Origin of the sequence: Sphingobacterium cellulitidis (genome assembly GCF_043187465.1) — a bacterium.
Classification (GTDB): domain Bacteria; phylum Bacteroidota; class Bacteroidia; order Sphingobacteriales; family Sphingobacteriaceae; genus Sphingobacterium; species Sphingobacterium cellulitidis.
On sequence record NZ_CP171136.1, the window covers coordinates 2299809 to 2314489 of the forward strand.

The window sequence follows — 14681 nt, forward strand, 5'->3', positions numbered from 1 at the left end:
TTTCATAGCCCTGTAAGGGCGACATATTTGTAGGAACCCCAGGGGGGTTCAATATTAGTAACCTGATAGTATTAACAAATAGCCCCGACCAAACGCAATCGCTTTAGCGATTGCGTTTGGTCGGGGCTTATTTCATTTTACACCTCCTATTACTAACATTAAACTCCTCTGGAGTTTTTTTCTCCGCTTTGTATTATCAAGCCCCGTAGGGGTGACATATTTGTAGCCAGGAATATGTTAACAGACGTACAGCCCCATAGGGGCAACAGTTTGTTTTCTAAATCGCCTTTTTCTCACCCAGTATCCAACTAGGTTTTGGTTCTTTGAGTTCGACGATTTTATTGGTATTTGCGTATTTCATGATATGTAGCGCAGCTTCATGGATATCATCGGTGAACAATAATAGATCCTGGTCTTCAGGGCTGATGGTTTTGGCTTCAATCATCATATCAACATGTTCTTTGATGTTTTTATGGTAATCCATTCCCATGATAACGATGGGGAACTGCGAGATCTTCTTCGTTTGGATGAGGGTTAGGGTTTCGAAAAACTCATCCAAGGTTCCAAATCCACCCGGCATAATGACGAAGGCAAATGAATACTTGCGTAGCAATTCCTTACGAACGAAGAAATATTCGATATTCACGAACTTATCCATATAGGGATTATGCTTCTGTTCATGTGGTAACACGATATTACAGCCTACAGAATTTCCATCGACATCTTTCGCGCCACGATTTGCGGCTTCCATAATTCCGGGGCCACCGCCAGTCATAATGGTAAATCCTTGTTCCGCAAGCTTCGCAGATAGCTCCCTTGCCTGAATATAATAGGGATGGTCTTCTCCAAATCGAGCCGAACCAAATACTGTGACACAGGGACCTACGAAATGTAAGGTCCGAAATCCCTTCATGAATTGAAATACCACGCCAAGCGCATATTTCAACTCATTCCAACGTCCCCGAGCGCCTTTGAGAAAATTTATCTCCTCTCTTACAAATTTATTACTCATGTTCTAATGGACTGTTAATTAATTCATTCGCCTCCTTGAGGATAAGTTTTTGTTTATCTTTAGCAACTTGAATTTTATCTAATATCTGAGGCGATTTCACTAAATCTTTTACTAAAATACATTGAAACTTCAATAACATCGCTTTATCCTGGGCTGTAATATTGGTTAAGCAGGTAACTGGATACTCCGCATTGCTATCTACTCTGGTTTTTAAACAGCTTCCCTTGGGATAATCCCAGGACAATAGGTTTACCTTATAATATTCACCAAATGTAACAGAATCAGAGGTTAAATAGGCATTGGTAACCAACCAGCCGTCGGTAAATTCATGATTCTTATTGAAGAAAGTATATGATATCCCGGTGATATCTTCCTTTCTGGACTTAAAATACATAGGAGTAGTCACAGATATCTTCGCATCGGCATCATTTCTGAATTTGCATTCAATGGCTAGCATTTCATCTCCCTTCAGGGCAACGACATCAATCTCATGGCTTACAGCATGACCTTGTACGGTTTGGCCAGTCACGGCTTCATAACCGTCTTCCTGAAATAAGCGTGCAATCCATTTCTCAAAATAGAAACCTTCAGGGCCCAATTCGCGAATTGCTCTTTTTAAGCTGTAACGAGCAGCATAAGAATTTTTCTTGCCTCTCAGAGCATTAAATGCCATCTCATAAAGTTCTTTAGTGGAAATCCCATCATATAAAGAATCTTTAATGGAGTTATATACCAAATTTACTTCTTGTTCATTTGCTCCGGAACGGGTTAAGGAGCGTCGTAATGCTGTTTCATCAAAAGGCACCAGCTCACCTGAATATTTTTTTACGCGCATGTTTTTCTTTTCTGTATGAATTTACAAATATTAATGTCCTAAACACAAAATTTATACCCAAGTAGAAACATTTTAATATTTCAATCGTTATATTGTATAGGATTAAATTTCGAAAATTATGAGCGGTATTTTAAATTTTGCAATAGACAAGGTAAAAACTAAACTTGAGGAATCCTGCGAATATGGCAACGTAGGTACTTCAGAACGTATATTATCGGTAATTGCTGGTGGATTTATTGTTGGAATGGGCGCAAGAAAGCTTTTGAAGAACCCCATTACAGCATTTTCAGGAATCACTTTAGGTGGTGCACTTATTCTTAGAGGTGTTACAGGAAGTTGCCCAATAAAGGAGGCAATTGAAGAAAAGAAACCTGAAGCAACAGTAATTGAACACAGATATTTTGTAAAATAAAAAACACAATTATTTTTACAGTCGGTTTCATTGAATAATGAAACCGATTTTTTTTAATCCATATTTATGAAAAAGATAGTCGTTTTTACTGGCGCTGGTATATCTGTTGAAAGTGGACTTCCAACCTTTAGAGGGTCGGACGGACTTTGGGAAGGTCATCGAATTGAAGATGTCGCAACACCTGAAGCTTGGCAACGTGACCCGGAATTGGTACAGAAATTTTATAATAAAAGAAGAGCAGACTGCCTCAATGTACAACCTAATCATGCACATTTGAAATTAGCTGAACTTGAAAAGGAATATGATATCACCATCATTACCCAAAATATAGATGATCTACATGAGCGTGCTGGAAGTAATAAGGTTCTACATTTACATGGGCAAATTCGGAAATCACAATCTTCTGTAAATCCTAATCTAATTTATGATATAGAGGGAGCTGACATCAAGACTGGTGATCAATGTGAATTGGGTTCTCAGCTACGGCCGCATGTCGTTTGGTTTGGGGAGCAGGTGCCAAATATGAATGAAGCTTATAAATTGGCAAGACAGGCGGATGTCTTTGTCACCATAGGAACTTCCTTGCAAGTGTACCCAGCAGCCAACCTGATTTATGAAACTAAACCTGATTGTAAATTGATTCTAATTGACCCCAATGCAGAGCAATACAATGTGCCACCGGTAGTTATTAAAATTGCGGAAAAAGCGAGTAAAGGTGTTGATTATTTGGCGGATTTGCTTGCAAAATAAAATTTTGTAACTGTATATAAGTGTGCTATTTATCAGCATGTTATATATTTTATATATATTCAAGATTTAAATTAAACAAATTGTTTAGGGTATAAAAAAACCTCCAAAGCCAAATTTTATTTGGTTTTGGAGGTTTTGTATTTATAACTAATATATTATCAGTACATTACAAACACTACATATAGTATTTATTGATATTTATTGTATGTTTCCAAAATTGAGGCTCGCATTTGGGAAAATAAGTCTAATACCTTTTTCATAAATTCATCATCGAGCATTTCAAATACTCCATTGACTCCACCTACAACATCAGCTTCAGCTAATTTATAGGATTGCTCCAAACTCCCTTGCTCAAATTTGATGATGAACTTTTGGTTCATACCAAATATACTAATCTTACAATCCGGATGTGGCAATTCTGCTAATACGCGCATTTTATTAATTTTTTAATTTTATCAAATTTGTCCTGGCATTCATCAAACTGTTTCCAGTTTTTGAATAAATGCAAAAAAAAGTTCTGGTCAATAATGACCAGAACTTCAAAAATATAAATTATTACTATTCTAAACGACTCCTTGTGCTTTCATCGCTTCGGCAACTTTAATAAAGCCACCGATATTAGCACCTCGCAAGTAATTGATATACCCTGTAGGTTCTTTACCGAAACGCACACATGTTTTATGGATATTCTCCATAATTAATTTTAAACGATGATCAACTTTCTCAGGAGACCATTGTTGTCCAATGGCGTTTTGCGACATCTCTAAACCAGAAACAGCAACACCACCAGCATTGGCAGCTTTTCCTGGGCCAAAATGAATTTTTGCTTGGTGATAAACGCGAATTGCTTCCGCCGTAGAAGGCATATTTGCACCCTCAGCCACTATCTTACAACCATTCTTCACTAATTTTTTAGCATCAGATTCGTTGATTTCATTCTGGGTTGCACATGGTAATGCAATGTCACATTTAAATTGCCAAGGATTTTCTTTGGCATGATAGCTTGCTGAAGGATATTTCTTAGCAAATTTTGCGATATCCCGACCTAATGTCGCGATATAGGCTAGCTTCTCTAAGGTAAAACCTTCTTTATCGTAGATCGTTCCCTGACTATTCGATAGGGTAATTACTTTCGCACCTAATTGTATTCCTTTTTCAGCGGCATAATAAGCGACATTTCCTGCTCCGGAAATACTTATTACTTTGCCTTCGATATTTTCATTATTATAATCCAATACACATTGAACAAAATAGAGGAGACCATAACCTGTTGCTTCAGGACGGATATAAGAACCACCCCATTGGGTGCCTTTACCAGTCAATACTCCTGAGAAATTGTTTTGCAGTCTTTTATATTGTCCAAATAAATATCCCACTTCACGGGTTCCGACGCCGATATCACCAGCAGGCACATCAGTTTCAGAGCCAATATGACGTTGCAATTCAGTCATGAAACTCTGGCAGAAACGCATAATTTCATTATCTGATTTACCTTTAGGATCGAAATCCGACCCACCTTTACCGCCACCAATTGGTAATCCTGTCAAGCTATTTTTGAAAACCTGCTCAAAAGCTAAGAATTTTAAGATACTCAAATTCACATCCGGAGCGAATCTTAATCCACCTTTATATGGACCAATTGCCGAGTTCATCTGAACACGATAGCCGCGATTAACCTGAATTTGATTTTTATCATCTAACCATGCAACACGAAAGGAAACAACACGCTCAGGTTCTACCATTCTTTCCAGGATTTTTAAATCGATAAAATCTTGTCTGTTTTCAATGATGTAAGGAATTAAATCCTCAACAACTTCAGTTACCGCTTGTAAAAATTCAGGCTCATTTGGGTTACGCTGGCCTACTTGTTTAATGAAATTCTTAAAATTAAGGGACATTTATTAATAAATAATTATTTGATTCAACGCAATATTACCAAAAATATCATAAAAATGCCAATATTTTATGTTTTTAATTACAATAGAATTTTCCTTAATTTCATAGTATGAAAGAAGTTAAAGGGTTTGATACCCATCTATTGAAAAATGGTTTTCATAGAATCAACCTCTTAAACCAATCCAGCCCATTGTTGTTTCTAAAATCCTTGAGCAAAGAATTAGATACCCCAATTTATATAAAACGTGATGATTTAACTGAGATTGGAACCGGAGGAAATAAACTACGGAAACTTGAATACCTATTGGCTGAAGCCAAAAATCAAAATGCCAACCGAGTGATTACCATCGGTGCCCGTCAATCCAATCATGCTCGGCTAACCGCCATCACTGGAAAAATGCTAGGATTCGAAGTTGATTTAATCCTCAAAAATTCAGTTCCAATGGATACAGAGAGTTATCAACTCAATGGAAACCTGGTATTGGATAATATTGTCGATGCCAATATCCATGAAATACCCAATGATGGAACCGCATCAAATTTTATCCTAAGTCTGACAAAGCATTATGAAACAGAAGGGGATAGGGTGTACTTTATCCCTGTAGGTGGCTCCAATATTGTTGGTGGATTTGGATATGCACGTTCTGTCTATGAAATTGAAGAGCAGTCCAAGGCCTTAGGGGTTGATTTTCAACATATCGCGCTTGCAAGTGGCTCCGGGGGCACACATGCTGGCCTTATTGCTGGTTATGAAATTCTTGGCAAAAAATCTTTTATCCAGGCGTATAATGTCCAACCCGATAGAGAACCCATATTTGGTGAAACCAAAAAAATAACCGAAGGAATATTGGAAATATTCGGCATTTCTGCTAATCCAGATTATCATCTTAGCAATGATTATGTAGGGGAGGCCTATGGTATCCCGAATAAGGAAACCCTCGGGACGATCAAACACTTGGCGAAATTAGAAGGCGTATTCCTTGATCCAGTTTACACTGGAAAGGCCTTTACAGGATTAATCAATGATATCAAATTAGGAAAGTACCCCAAAGGTGAACCCATTCTTTTTATCCATACAGGAGGTGTTACAGGTTTGTTTGCCTATAGCAATTGGTTTTAATTCCCTATATTTAAAACTTCAACCTTAATTCACATTTTATTTAACCTATGCAACGTAAAGATTTTATTAAATCCTTAGGAATATTAGGAACTGCTGCTTTAACTTCACAAGCATTCGCGAATCCATTTGGTCTGACTGCCGATCCCATAAAAATCAAAAAAGGAATAGGCTATTGGATGATCAAGGAGGAACTTTCTGTTTTGGACAAATTCAAACTAGTAAAAGATCTAGGATTTGACGGAATTGAATTTAACAGTCCCCTTGATATTCCAATCAAGGAATTATTAGATGCGCGCGATAAAACAGGAGTGGAGATTCCAAGTACAGTCAATAAAGATCATTGGGGAAAACCATTATCAGATCCGGATGCTGAAGTTCGAAGTTTTATCATCAAATCCATTGGTCAATCTTTAGAAGAAACTAAAAAGCTAGGTGGTGATACGCTACTTGTTGTTCCAGGAGTCGTAAATGATAAAGTTTCTTATCAAACAGCTTATAACAATGCTTTGGATTCTATTAAGAAACTGATTCCCTATGCAGAAAAAACTGGGATCAAAATTGGTTTAGAAAACGTTTGGAATAATTTTATTCTAAGTCCAATTGAAGCCAAGGATTTTTTGGATAAAATAAATCATCCCTTGGTAGGTTGGTATTTTGATCTCGGCAATATATTGCGATATGGATGGCCAGATCATTGGTTAGAAGTTTTGGGGGATAAGGTCTTTAAATTACACGTTAAGGAATACAGCACAAAGATTATGAATGAAGGCGGGGTAGGAAAAGGCTTTAATGTGGAATTGACTAAAGGTGATGTCAACTGGGCTAAAGTCATGGAAACTATTAAAAAAATCAATTATAAAGGTGAATACATGACCTTGGAGGTGAATGGAGGGGATAGAACAGTTCTTCAGAAATTATCAGAACAATTGGATCAAATTATCCGTTCATAATCTTTCCAGAAATCCTAATCATGAAGGATTAATCATGATAACCACAGCTTCGTTGGCCCAACTGGCATGCTGGTAAAAACTTTGAAGCTTCGTAAAATATTCACTTAAATACGCAAAGCTATGTTCGTCTTGCCAAATCCCAGGATATATCGCAAGTTCCAGCATAGCTTTCGAATTAAAATGAGTTCTCAACTGCTCTGATTTAAGCGTTTTTAATTCTTCATTAAGTACTTTTACGTCCTTGGGAACCAAGTATCTTACACGCTCCTCATAGGAATCTCCAATCTTATGTATGCTTGAGTTTCCAGATATTATCTCCGCTAAATTAAGACCGCTATCTTGTTGTTCCGATACCTTCTCCAATAAATATTGGATTCCTGCCCAAGATTTATCAATATCCAACTGCGGCACTTCCCTAAATTCATTGGAAAAGAAATCTTCCAATAATAAATGATTATCCTGAATATAAGAATCTAATTTCTCTTGGCTTACCCGACGAAGAGTACAGTACATCTCCATAATCTAAAGTTTATAATAAATATAAGCAAAAGGAATGAATCAAAGTGAATATCATTCCTGTCCATGCTTGTCAACACCTATCTAAAAGAAATAATAATGCCATAATAAGACAATTCATCTTGCAGCATGTTAAAAATTGGCTTTTTATTTAAAATGTCTTGCGACGATTTTCAATTGAATAAAGAGTCCGAGTCTGATAAGGGAATAACCCAGATATAATTATGTTTTTCCAAGGAATTGGGTCTGATTTCCTTCGGATCATCATCGGACCTTGTTCGAATTTTTCCGAACAAGCTCCGAAGAAGGTCCGGAGAAAGTCCGTAGAAAGTGAGGTAAAGCGCTGAATTATAATTGAACTTTACTACAATTAATTACGGATGTCTTGTACTGAAATAGGTTGACAAAAAGCGAAAGGTTTATTCAATAGATTTTACCAAAATAATTCTTTGTCTTGATAAGGTTGTCGTCAACGATTTTCTACCTGTCAGAGCTTGTCAAGCAGCGGCGGATATTTAAAGAGTTAATATTGCTCGAAAAGCTCGAGCCGCATAGTAAGATTCCGCACCATTATGGTAGGTGAATACTCGACCAAAGCGGAAGTCTCCAAAGATAGCACCGCCTTTTTCACGAACTTCGGAAGGTGTTTCTAGCCAGCTAGAGGTTTTAGCATCAAATTGCCCCAAGGATTGCAATGCAGCATATTCTTGTTCATTCAGGATTTTTACGCCCATATGCTTGGCTAAATTGATTGCTGAATCCTTAGGCTTATGTTCTTTTCTTGATTCTAGAGCTTCTTCATCATAACATAAACTACGCCTTCCTTTGGGGCTTTCTGGAGAACAATCAATAAAAATAATTTCGTCATTATCATAAATTGATACGACATCGGGTTCACCCTCGGTAATCTCCATTTCATTGATGGACCAGAATTTCTCCGGAGAAGCATCTAATTTGGATTTAACATCTGACCAGTTCAGGTTAGGATGTCTATGCATGTTCTTTTCAAATCTCTTTTGTAGGATTGCATAGAGTTCCTCCATGCGTTGTGGGTCTAATGTGTGATTTGTTGGTTTCATTTTGGAATCAGTAAATAACAAAGTTAATTGTTCAAACAGGAAATTAATCGAGTTGTTTTGAAATTCATTGGTTTTTAATGTTATTTATTAAAATAGTCAAATGCGGCTTTGGATACTTTTGCAATAATGCTGGCACTTTGAGGTTCAGTTTCTTTTGAATCAGTTACATAGACTGAAATATAAAGCACTTGACCATTAGGGAGACTGATGACGCCTATATCATTGACTGCAGCTGTAATTCCCGTTTTCTTATTCACTCCAGAATACCCTGTTTTATGAGCAACTGTTGTTCCTTTTGGCAATAGTCCTTTGATTCTATTCTTGCCGGTGCTTGTAGAACGCATGGTATCCCAAAGAAATTTATGTGAGCTTTCTGAAAGCAGATTTTTGGTATTTGTATAATAGTCAAACAAGATTTTGTTAGCTTGACTAACTTTGGTCCAGTTTTGAAATTGAATATCCCAGTCTGCCTGTTGGACAGCTTCATTGGTTTTGATGGATTGTTCTGTATAACCTTTCTCTACAAAATATTCTTGTACCTTATCCGGTCCAGCAAGCAATTCAAACATGGCATCACATCCGATGTTGTCACTTTCGGCTATGGTATACCGCATAACTTCACTTAAAGGTAAGGTTACGCCATTAGGGTATTTATCCTTAATTGGGCTATATAAATCAGTCTTCAACATTTCTTTGCTAAATTCTACAGGTTGGTCAAGTGATAATTTCCCTTTATCCACTTGGTCGAGAATTGCTATGCCTAAATGAAATTTATAAGTACTCTGTAAAGGATACTTATGGTTCCCATTAATAATGAGGCTATCGCTAAAGTCATGATTATGGATGGCTATTCCAGCCTTTGCATCATAACTATTTAAAATTTCATCGATTTGCTTTTTTAGATCGGTATGAGTTTGCGCTGAAGAAGGGCATGAAAAGCCAATAAATAGGAAGATAAGGCAATAAATTTGTTTTGTCATTTGGAATAATTGTATATCTAAAAATTGAACGAATCGGATTGGATAATATTGTTTTTTGGTAAGACAATAAAAATAATGAAAGAAATAGATTTTTTACTCAAACGATTGCAACATTAAATACAGGGGATTTAGAGGCCTAAGGATAAATAGGGCGTTTACGAGATAAGAAAAATCATGTATTTTAGGAATTGTTCAAATCAATAATTATGAAAAAAACCTTATTAACCTTTTCCTTGGCATTAGTCCTTACCTCTGGTCTTCAAGCTCAGACAGCAGAAGAATTGCATCAGGTATACTCTGATTTAACAGTCTTTCAAGATGGATTAGCCTTGCAGCTTAAAAAAGGAGTAAACAAGAAACAAATTGATCAAATCAAGAACGATGACATTCGTTTGTTGGCCAATGAGCTTAAAGCTGGTAAGAAAATCAATGAATATAAATATCATACCTATGAGGCTTTATTATCACCTCGCACCTTAGGACAGCAATTGAGTATTGGGGATGGTTATAGCAAATATGAGAATGTAACCGGTGTTTATCTTCCGGAAGGCAAGCATATCTTGATTGCAGATGGGATTGTGGAAGGAAAGGATATAAAATTGATAATACCTAATTGGTTGCGTAAAGCTCCAAATCCTGAGGAGCCAACCAAGGATCCAAAAGGCTGGGGAATAGAGAAAAAGGAATTTGTCTTACGAAATGGGGTTAATATTATTGATCTTAAGGATTTCGGAAGCTTGGCCTATATCAGTTATTTCTCTGATAAACCAAAGGAAGAGAAACCAATTTCTGTTCACTTTATTTCAGGTCAAGCGAATGGTTATTTTGATATCAACAAACATTCAGATCAAGATTGGAATTCCTTTTTGGACCATGCAGTCTATCCAATCTTAGATGCAAAAGGAAAGCATATTCAAACGGCTTATCCTGTCGAAGACCTTAAGAAATTTGCTTATGGAAGAGGGAAGGAGCTGATCAGCAATTACGATTCATTGGTATATCGTCAACACCGATTGATGGGATTGATCAAGTATAATAAGGTTCCTGATAATAAGATTTTAGCTCGTGTAAACTATAACTATTATATGTTTAGGGATGGGGATGGAGTTGCTTATATGGGGGATAAACAAGGTTATGCGATGAAAATGGTATTGGATCCAAGTTCTGTAATCAATGGGGATCCATGTTGGGGATTTAGTCATGAAGTAGGTCATGTTCACCAAACAAGTCCAATGTTAAGTTGGGGTGGATTAGGTGAAGTAAGTAATAATATTTATTCCCTATATGTTATGCGTTCCTTTGGTAATGAATCTCGGATTCTAGATCAAGATAACTTCAATAAAGCTAGGGCAAGCATTATTGACAAGAAGATTTCCTATCTACAAGATCCCGATGTTTTCAACCGATTGGTTCCATTTTGGCAATTACAGCTTTATTTTGAAGGAGCAGGGAACAATCCAGATTTTTACCCAGATTTATTTGAAACCTTAAGAAATCAAAACAGCAATAATAGTCCGAGTCGTCAAAGAATCCGTGAAAGATGGGGGAAAGAGGCAACTGTTGTGGAGAGAAATCCAGCAGTACATCAATTGAACTTCATCAAAACGGCTTGTCAGGTTTCGAAAACTGATTTAACAGAATTCTTTGACCAATATGGATTTTTCTATGTGGGCGAGATGAAATATGATGATTACGGGGATTATGAGTATAAGATGACTCAGGAGATGGTGGATGCTTGTAAATCAGCAATCAAAGCAATGAACCTTGCTAAGCCTAAGTTGGATATCAGTACCCTAACAGATAAGATTTAAAAAAGCCTATGAAAAACCTGAGCTAAATATAGAATATGGCGGACATTAAGTTCCGCCTTTTTTATGCAGTCATTTTATCCTTTAGGCATAACCTTATAAGTTGGATCTTCTTCAATATCCACTTCGATAAAACCTTTTGCATTATCCAATAATCGGACGCAATCTGGACTTAGATGTCTGAGGGTAACCTTTTTATGTTGATCCTGGTATTTCTGAATTAGCTTCTTCAGGGTTTCAATGGCCGACATATCAACCACCCGGGATTCCTGAAAGTCGATAATTATATGCTCAGGATCTTCTTGGAAGTCAAATTTATCCATGAAATTACTCGTAGATCCAAAGAATAGGGGACCGTAAATTTCATAGATTTTGGCACCATTTTCAGCCACAGATTTCCTGGCCCGAATTCTTTTGGCATTGTCCCAGGAGAACACTAATGCAGAAATAATGACACCCACTAAAACTGCGAGGGCTAAATTATGGAGAATGACGGTTATTGCAGCGACCAAAATACCGACGATAACATCAGATTTGGGCATTTTATTCAGTAATCTGAGAAATCCCCACTGAAAAGTAGAAATGGCCACCATCATCATGACACCTACCAAGGCTGCCATGGGGATTTGTTCAATTACATTTCCGCCGACGAGGATCACAAACAGTATTCCTAATGCGCCTACCATAGCTGATATTTTAGTTCTTGCACCAGCATTGATGTTCACGAGGGTTTGAGCTACCATAGCACAACCACCCATTGCCGCAAAGAATCCATTAATGACGTTTGCGGAACCTTGTGCGATTGCCTCTTGGTTAGAACTGCCTTTGGTATTGGTGATCTCATCCACCATATTCAGGGTCAATAAGGATTCGATCAATCCAACTGCAGCCATAACAGAAGCATAAGGAAAGATTATCTTTAAAGTTACCAAATTGAAAGGCACATTCGGGATATGAAAAGATGGAAATGAACCACTTACTGAGGCTATATCAATAACTTTTTTGGTATCAATTTTTAGAAAATAAACCAAAGCGAAGGTCAGCATAATAGCGACCAAGGAGGCCGGAACTGCTTTTGTTATTCGAGGAAAAGTTAATACGACGATTATGGTCAATAGCGTCAAAGCCGCCATGATAAGTAGGGGAGTTCCCGACATCCATACTTCAGCTCCATTTTGGATAAACTTAAATTGCTTGAGTTGAGCCATAAAAATAATGATGGCAAGTCCGTTAAGGAAGCCATACATCACAGGTTGGGGAATCAAACGGATAAACTTTCCTAATTTAAAGGCTCCGACAAGGATTTGCATCAATCCGGCCAATGCCACGGCTGCAAAGAGATATTCAACCCCATGGGAAGCGGCTAGGGCCATCAAAACAACGATAGTTGCACCGGCACCACCGGATACCATGCCCGGTCTACCGCCAAGAATTGCAGTCACTATACCCATCAAAAAGGCGGCATACAATCCCGTTAAGGGGCTTAATCCAGCTAAAATGGCAAATGATAAAGATTCCGGAATCATGGTCATGGAGACCGTTAATCCAGCAAGTATTTCGTTTTTATAGTTTATCTTTTCCTTAGAGAGCAGATTGATGGCTTGAAGCTTCATTGATCCAATAATAGAAAAACAAAAATGAGAAATATTGTCGAAAATGATAGGGGTAATTCGGATACTATTCAGAATTATTTTCTAGTACTCCAATACACTTCAGTTTTTTGATTGGCATAAAAACCTTCAAGGCGAGCATCATGAACGATTTTTTTAACCGTGGCATGGTTAGAACAAATATAGACCTGAAAGCTATCCCAATGGCAGGTGATCAATATTTTCCGGTCATAGGTGTACAAGTTTCTGTTATGCTGAATTCCAATAACATCATTTATAAGATCATCAATCCAGACCAATTCCATACAATCCCCAAACTCAGTTCCCAAACAAATCCAATCATAACCTTGCCTTTTTATGGCTTTGAGGATAAAATTTATTTGAATTTCAGGGAAACAACCTTCCGAAGGAATAAACATCTGATTTTTATCCGTTATTTGGATTAATATATCCTCCCAGACACAATTTCTTTTTTCTTCGACCAATCCCGTAATTGCGGTACGCAAGGCTACATCGATTTTAATAATGTTGTTAAATCCAGTCAACATCAAGATTTCATGCCAGGAAATAGGGCTGGTATTCTCAATAATTCGCTTTTTAAAATCATCGAGTAGATCTTCATTCCAAAATTCCTCCATTTTAAGGGTGGATGAATCGAGTAATTGCAGAAAGGGATTCAAGGAGAGAAATACCGAATCAAAGATACCTTCATAGAAGGTCAATATAGGAATATCAACGGCCGGACCAATTGTACTTCTGTCCATATCGGGTAATTTTCTGATACTTTTCATGGGCTAAGCAGTTTGGTCAAATTGTATTTTCAAAACTAAGTTATTAAAATTCTTTTAGGTTATTTGGGATTTTATTGTTAAAATAAAGTATTCATTGCTTTTATTATTAATAGATTTGAATCAATCAAAATTAAAATTTATGCCTTGGGATCCAGAAGTTTACAATCGCTATAAAGATATACGTTACAAGCCTTTTTATGACTTATTAAGTTTAATAGAAGATGAGGGGGCCATGGAAGGGATTGATTTGGGATGTGGAACTGGAGAACAAACGGCCATTATCACAAATCGATATAAGGATGCTAAAATTTTAGGAGTTGACAGTTCGGCAGAAATGTTGGAACAATCCAAAGGATATGAGAACAATAGGCTAAAATTTAAGTTGGAAGGAATTGAAACAGCCATGGATTCCGATCAAAAATGGGATCTTATTTTCAGTAATGCAGCTCTTCAATGGATTGATGATCATGCCAGCTTGTTTCCAAAAATTATTCAAAGACTTAATCCTGGAGGTCAGTTGGCCATCCAAATGCCGGTACAAAATGAGAATATCTTAAATCAAATACTGTTAAATCAGGTTCAAGAAGAGCCTTTTGCAAAGCAACTGAGTAATTTTTCTAGAATATCACCCGTATTATCCATGGATGAATATGCTCAGATCTTATTTGATCATGGCATTCAAGATATTGAGATTTCCCAGAAGGTTTATCCTATCATAGCTGAAAATGTGGAGGAACTATATGATTTTATTTCAGGTTCCGCACTTATTCCATACCTGGAATTATTAAAGGATCAGGAGCAAGAAGGATTTGTGTCGGAATACAAGAAAAGAGTAGGGGAGCACTATTCAAAATTTCCAGCCATCTATGCATTTAAAAGAATATTGATTTACGGAAGGATGAAAAAGTAGGCAGCAAGTGCG

The 14681-nt window shown here is 37.1% G+C and carries 15 protein-coding genes; 6 read left to right on the plus strand and 9 right to left on the minus strand.

The window, feature by feature from the left end; translation table 11 throughout:
* Positions 1 to 277: 277 nt before the first annotated feature.
* Both ACF3OC_RS10210 and ACF3OC_RS10215 read right to left on the minus strand, forming a co-directional pair.
* Positions 278 to 1012, minus strand: coding sequence for a TIGR00730 family Rossman fold protein (locus ACF3OC_RS10210; protein ID WP_094256437.1), 735 nt, complete (start codon positions 1010 to 1012; stop codon positions 278 to 280).
* A complete protein-coding gene (locus tag ACF3OC_RS10215; RefSeq protein ID WP_094281707.1) occupies positions 1005 to 1847 on the minus strand; it encodes an ATP cone domain-containing protein in 843 nt (280 codons plus the stop codon). Before ACF3OC_RS10215 ends, ACF3OC_RS10210 begins: the two co-directional genes overlap by 8 nt.
* A 118-nt stretch (positions 1848 to 1965) precedes the next feature.
* Between ACF3OC_RS10215 and ACF3OC_RS10220 the strand changes: the two genes are divergently transcribed.
* On the plus strand, positions 1966 to 2259 hold the full coding sequence (locus ACF3OC_RS10220; protein ID WP_094256439.1) for a DUF2892 domain-containing protein: 294 nt from the start codon (positions 1966 to 1968) through the stop codon (positions 2257 to 2259).
* Between the two features lie 66 nt (positions 2260 to 2325).
* Positions 2326 to 3009, plus strand: coding sequence for an NAD-dependent deacylase (locus tag ACF3OC_RS10225; protein ID WP_094281709.1), 684 nt, complete (start codon positions 2326 to 2328; stop codon positions 3007 to 3009).
* 188 nt (positions 3010 to 3197) lie between these two features.
* Here the strand turns inward: ACF3OC_RS10225 and ACF3OC_RS10230 are convergent, their stop codons facing one another.
* Together ACF3OC_RS10230 and gdhA are read right to left on the minus strand one after the other, a co-directional pair.
* A complete protein-coding gene (locus ACF3OC_RS10230) occupies positions 3198 to 3443 on the minus strand; it encodes a hypothetical protein (protein ID WP_094256441.1) in 246 nt (81 codons plus the stop codon).
* A gap of 129 nt (positions 3444 to 3572) precedes the next feature.
* The gene (gene gdhA / locus ACF3OC_RS10235; RefSeq protein ID WP_094256442.1) at positions 3573 to 4907 is read right to left on the minus strand and encodes an NADP-specific glutamate dehydrogenase; all 1335 of its coding nucleotides are present in this window, start codon (positions 4905 to 4907) and stop codon (positions 3573 to 3575) included.
* Positions 4908 to 5014: 107 nt separating this feature from the next.
* Here gdhA and ACF3OC_RS10240 point away from each other — a divergent pair, with 107 nt between their 5' ends.
* Together ACF3OC_RS10240 and ACF3OC_RS10245 are read left to right on the plus strand one after the other, a co-directional pair.
* Positions 5015 to 6025 (plus strand): D-cysteine desulfhydrase family protein, encoded by a 1011-nt coding sequence (locus tag ACF3OC_RS10240; protein ID WP_094281713.1) that lies wholly within the window; start codon positions 5015 to 5017, stop codon positions 6023 to 6025.
* A 47-nt stretch (positions 6026 to 6072) separates the two neighbouring features.
* Positions 6073 to 6975 carry a sugar phosphate isomerase/epimerase gene (locus tag ACF3OC_RS10245; RefSeq protein WP_094281715.1) on the plus strand — a complete coding sequence of 301 codons (903 nt, stop codon included), beginning with the start codon at positions 6073 to 6075 and terminating at the stop codon, positions 6973 to 6975.
* An 18-nt stretch (positions 6976 to 6993) separates the two neighbouring features.
* Here the strand turns inward: ACF3OC_RS10245 and ACF3OC_RS10250 are convergent, their stop codons facing one another.
* From ACF3OC_RS10250 to bla, 3 genes are all read right to left on the minus strand, one after another.
* Positions 6994 to 7494, minus strand: a complete 501-nt coding sequence (locus ACF3OC_RS10250) for a YfbM family protein (protein WP_094281717.1) — start codon at positions 7492 to 7494, stop codon at positions 6994 to 6996.
* 512 nt (positions 7495 to 8006) lie between these two features.
* Positions 8007 to 8570, minus strand: coding sequence for a DUF4256 domain-containing protein (locus ACF3OC_RS10255; protein WP_094281719.1), 564 nt, complete (start codon positions 8568 to 8570; stop codon positions 8007 to 8009).
* Positions 8571 to 8650: 80 nt separating this feature from the next.
* Complete coding sequence (gene bla / locus ACF3OC_RS10260) at positions 8651 to 9550, minus strand: class A beta-lactamase (RefSeq protein WP_094281721.1); 900 nt, start codon at positions 9548 to 9550, stop codon at positions 8651 to 8653.
* Positions 9551 to 9756: 206 nt separating this feature from the next.
* Here bla and ACF3OC_RS10265 point away from each other — a divergent pair, with 206 nt between their 5' ends.
* A complete protein-coding gene (locus ACF3OC_RS10265; protein ID WP_094281723.1) occupies positions 9757 to 11361 on the plus strand; it encodes a M60 family metallopeptidase in 1605 nt (534 codons plus the stop codon).
* A 74-nt stretch (positions 11362 to 11435) separates the two neighbouring features.
* Here the strand turns inward: ACF3OC_RS10265 and ACF3OC_RS10270 are convergent, their stop codons facing one another.
* Together ACF3OC_RS10270 and ACF3OC_RS10275 are read right to left on the minus strand one after the other, a co-directional pair.
* On the minus strand, positions 11436 to 12971 hold the full coding sequence (locus tag ACF3OC_RS10270) for a SulP family inorganic anion transporter (protein ID WP_094281725.1): 1536 nt from the start codon (positions 12969 to 12971) through the stop codon (positions 11436 to 11438).
* Positions 12972 to 13045: 74 nt separating this feature from the next.
* Positions 13046 to 13759, minus strand: a complete 714-nt coding sequence (locus tag ACF3OC_RS10275) for a DUF2711 family protein (RefSeq protein ID WP_094256449.1) — start codon at positions 13757 to 13759, stop codon at positions 13046 to 13048.
* A 139-nt stretch (positions 13760 to 13898) separates the two neighbouring features.
* Here ACF3OC_RS10275 and ACF3OC_RS10280 point away from each other — a divergent pair, with 139 nt between their 5' ends.
* Positions 13899 to 14669, plus strand: a complete 771-nt coding sequence (locus ACF3OC_RS10280) for a methyltransferase domain-containing protein (RefSeq protein ID WP_094281727.1) — start codon at positions 13899 to 13901, stop codon at positions 14667 to 14669.
* Positions 14670 to 14681 lie beyond the last annotated feature (12 nt).

Excerpts from the sequence above, each read along its gene's own strand:
- ACF3OC_RS10210 (WP_094256437.1), bottom strand. The coding sequence starts at position 1,012 with ATGAGTAATAAATTTGTAAGAGAGGAGATAAATTTTCTCAAAGGCGCT.
- ACF3OC_RS10215 (WP_094281707.1), bottom strand. The coding sequence starts at position 1,847 with ATGCGCGTAAAAAAATATTCAGGTGAGCTGGTGCCTTTTGATGAAACA.
- ACF3OC_RS10220 (WP_094256439.1), top strand. The coding sequence starts at position 1,966 with ATGAGCGGTATTTTAAATTTTGCAATAGACAAGGTAAAAACTAAACTT.
- ACF3OC_RS10225 (WP_094281709.1), top strand. The coding sequence starts at position 2,326 with ATGAAAAAGATAGTCGTTTTTACTGGCGCTGGTATATCTGTTGAAAGT.
- ACF3OC_RS10230 (WP_094256441.1), bottom strand. The coding sequence starts at position 3,443 with ATGCGCGTATTAGCAGAATTGCCACATCCGGATTGTAAGATTAGTATA.
- gdhA (WP_094256442.1), bottom strand. The coding sequence starts at position 4,907 with ATGTCCCTTAATTTTAAGAATTTCATTAAACAAGTAGGCCAGCGTAAC.
- ACF3OC_RS10240 (WP_094281713.1), top strand. The coding sequence starts at position 5,015 with ATGAAAGAAGTTAAAGGGTTTGATACCCATCTATTGAAAAATGGTTTT.
- ACF3OC_RS10245 (WP_094281715.1), top strand. The coding sequence starts at position 6,073 with ATGCAACGTAAAGATTTTATTAAATCCTTAGGAATATTAGGAACTGCT.
- ACF3OC_RS10250 (WP_094281717.1), bottom strand. The coding sequence starts at position 7,494 with ATGGAGATGTACTGTACTCTTCGTCGGGTAAGCCAAGAGAAATTAGAT.
- ACF3OC_RS10255 (WP_094281719.1), bottom strand. The coding sequence starts at position 8,570 with ATGAAACCAACAAATCACACATTAGACCCACAACGCATGGAGGAACTC.
- bla (WP_094281721.1), bottom strand. The coding sequence starts at position 9,550 with ATGACAAAACAAATTTATTGCCTTATCTTCCTATTTATTGGCTTTTCA.
- ACF3OC_RS10265 (WP_094281723.1), top strand. The coding sequence starts at position 9,757 with ATGAAAAAAACCTTATTAACCTTTTCCTTGGCATTAGTCCTTACCTCT.
- ACF3OC_RS10270 (WP_094281725.1), bottom strand. The coding sequence starts at position 12,971 with ATGAAGCTTCAAGCCATCAATCTGCTCTCTAAGGAAAAGATAAACTAT.
- ACF3OC_RS10275 (WP_094256449.1), bottom strand. The coding sequence starts at position 13,759 with ATGAAAAGTATCAGAAAATTACCCGATATGGACAGAAGTACAATTGGT.
- ACF3OC_RS10280 (WP_094281727.1), top strand. The coding sequence starts at position 13,899 with ATGCCTTGGGATCCAGAAGTTTACAATCGCTATAAAGATATACGTTAC.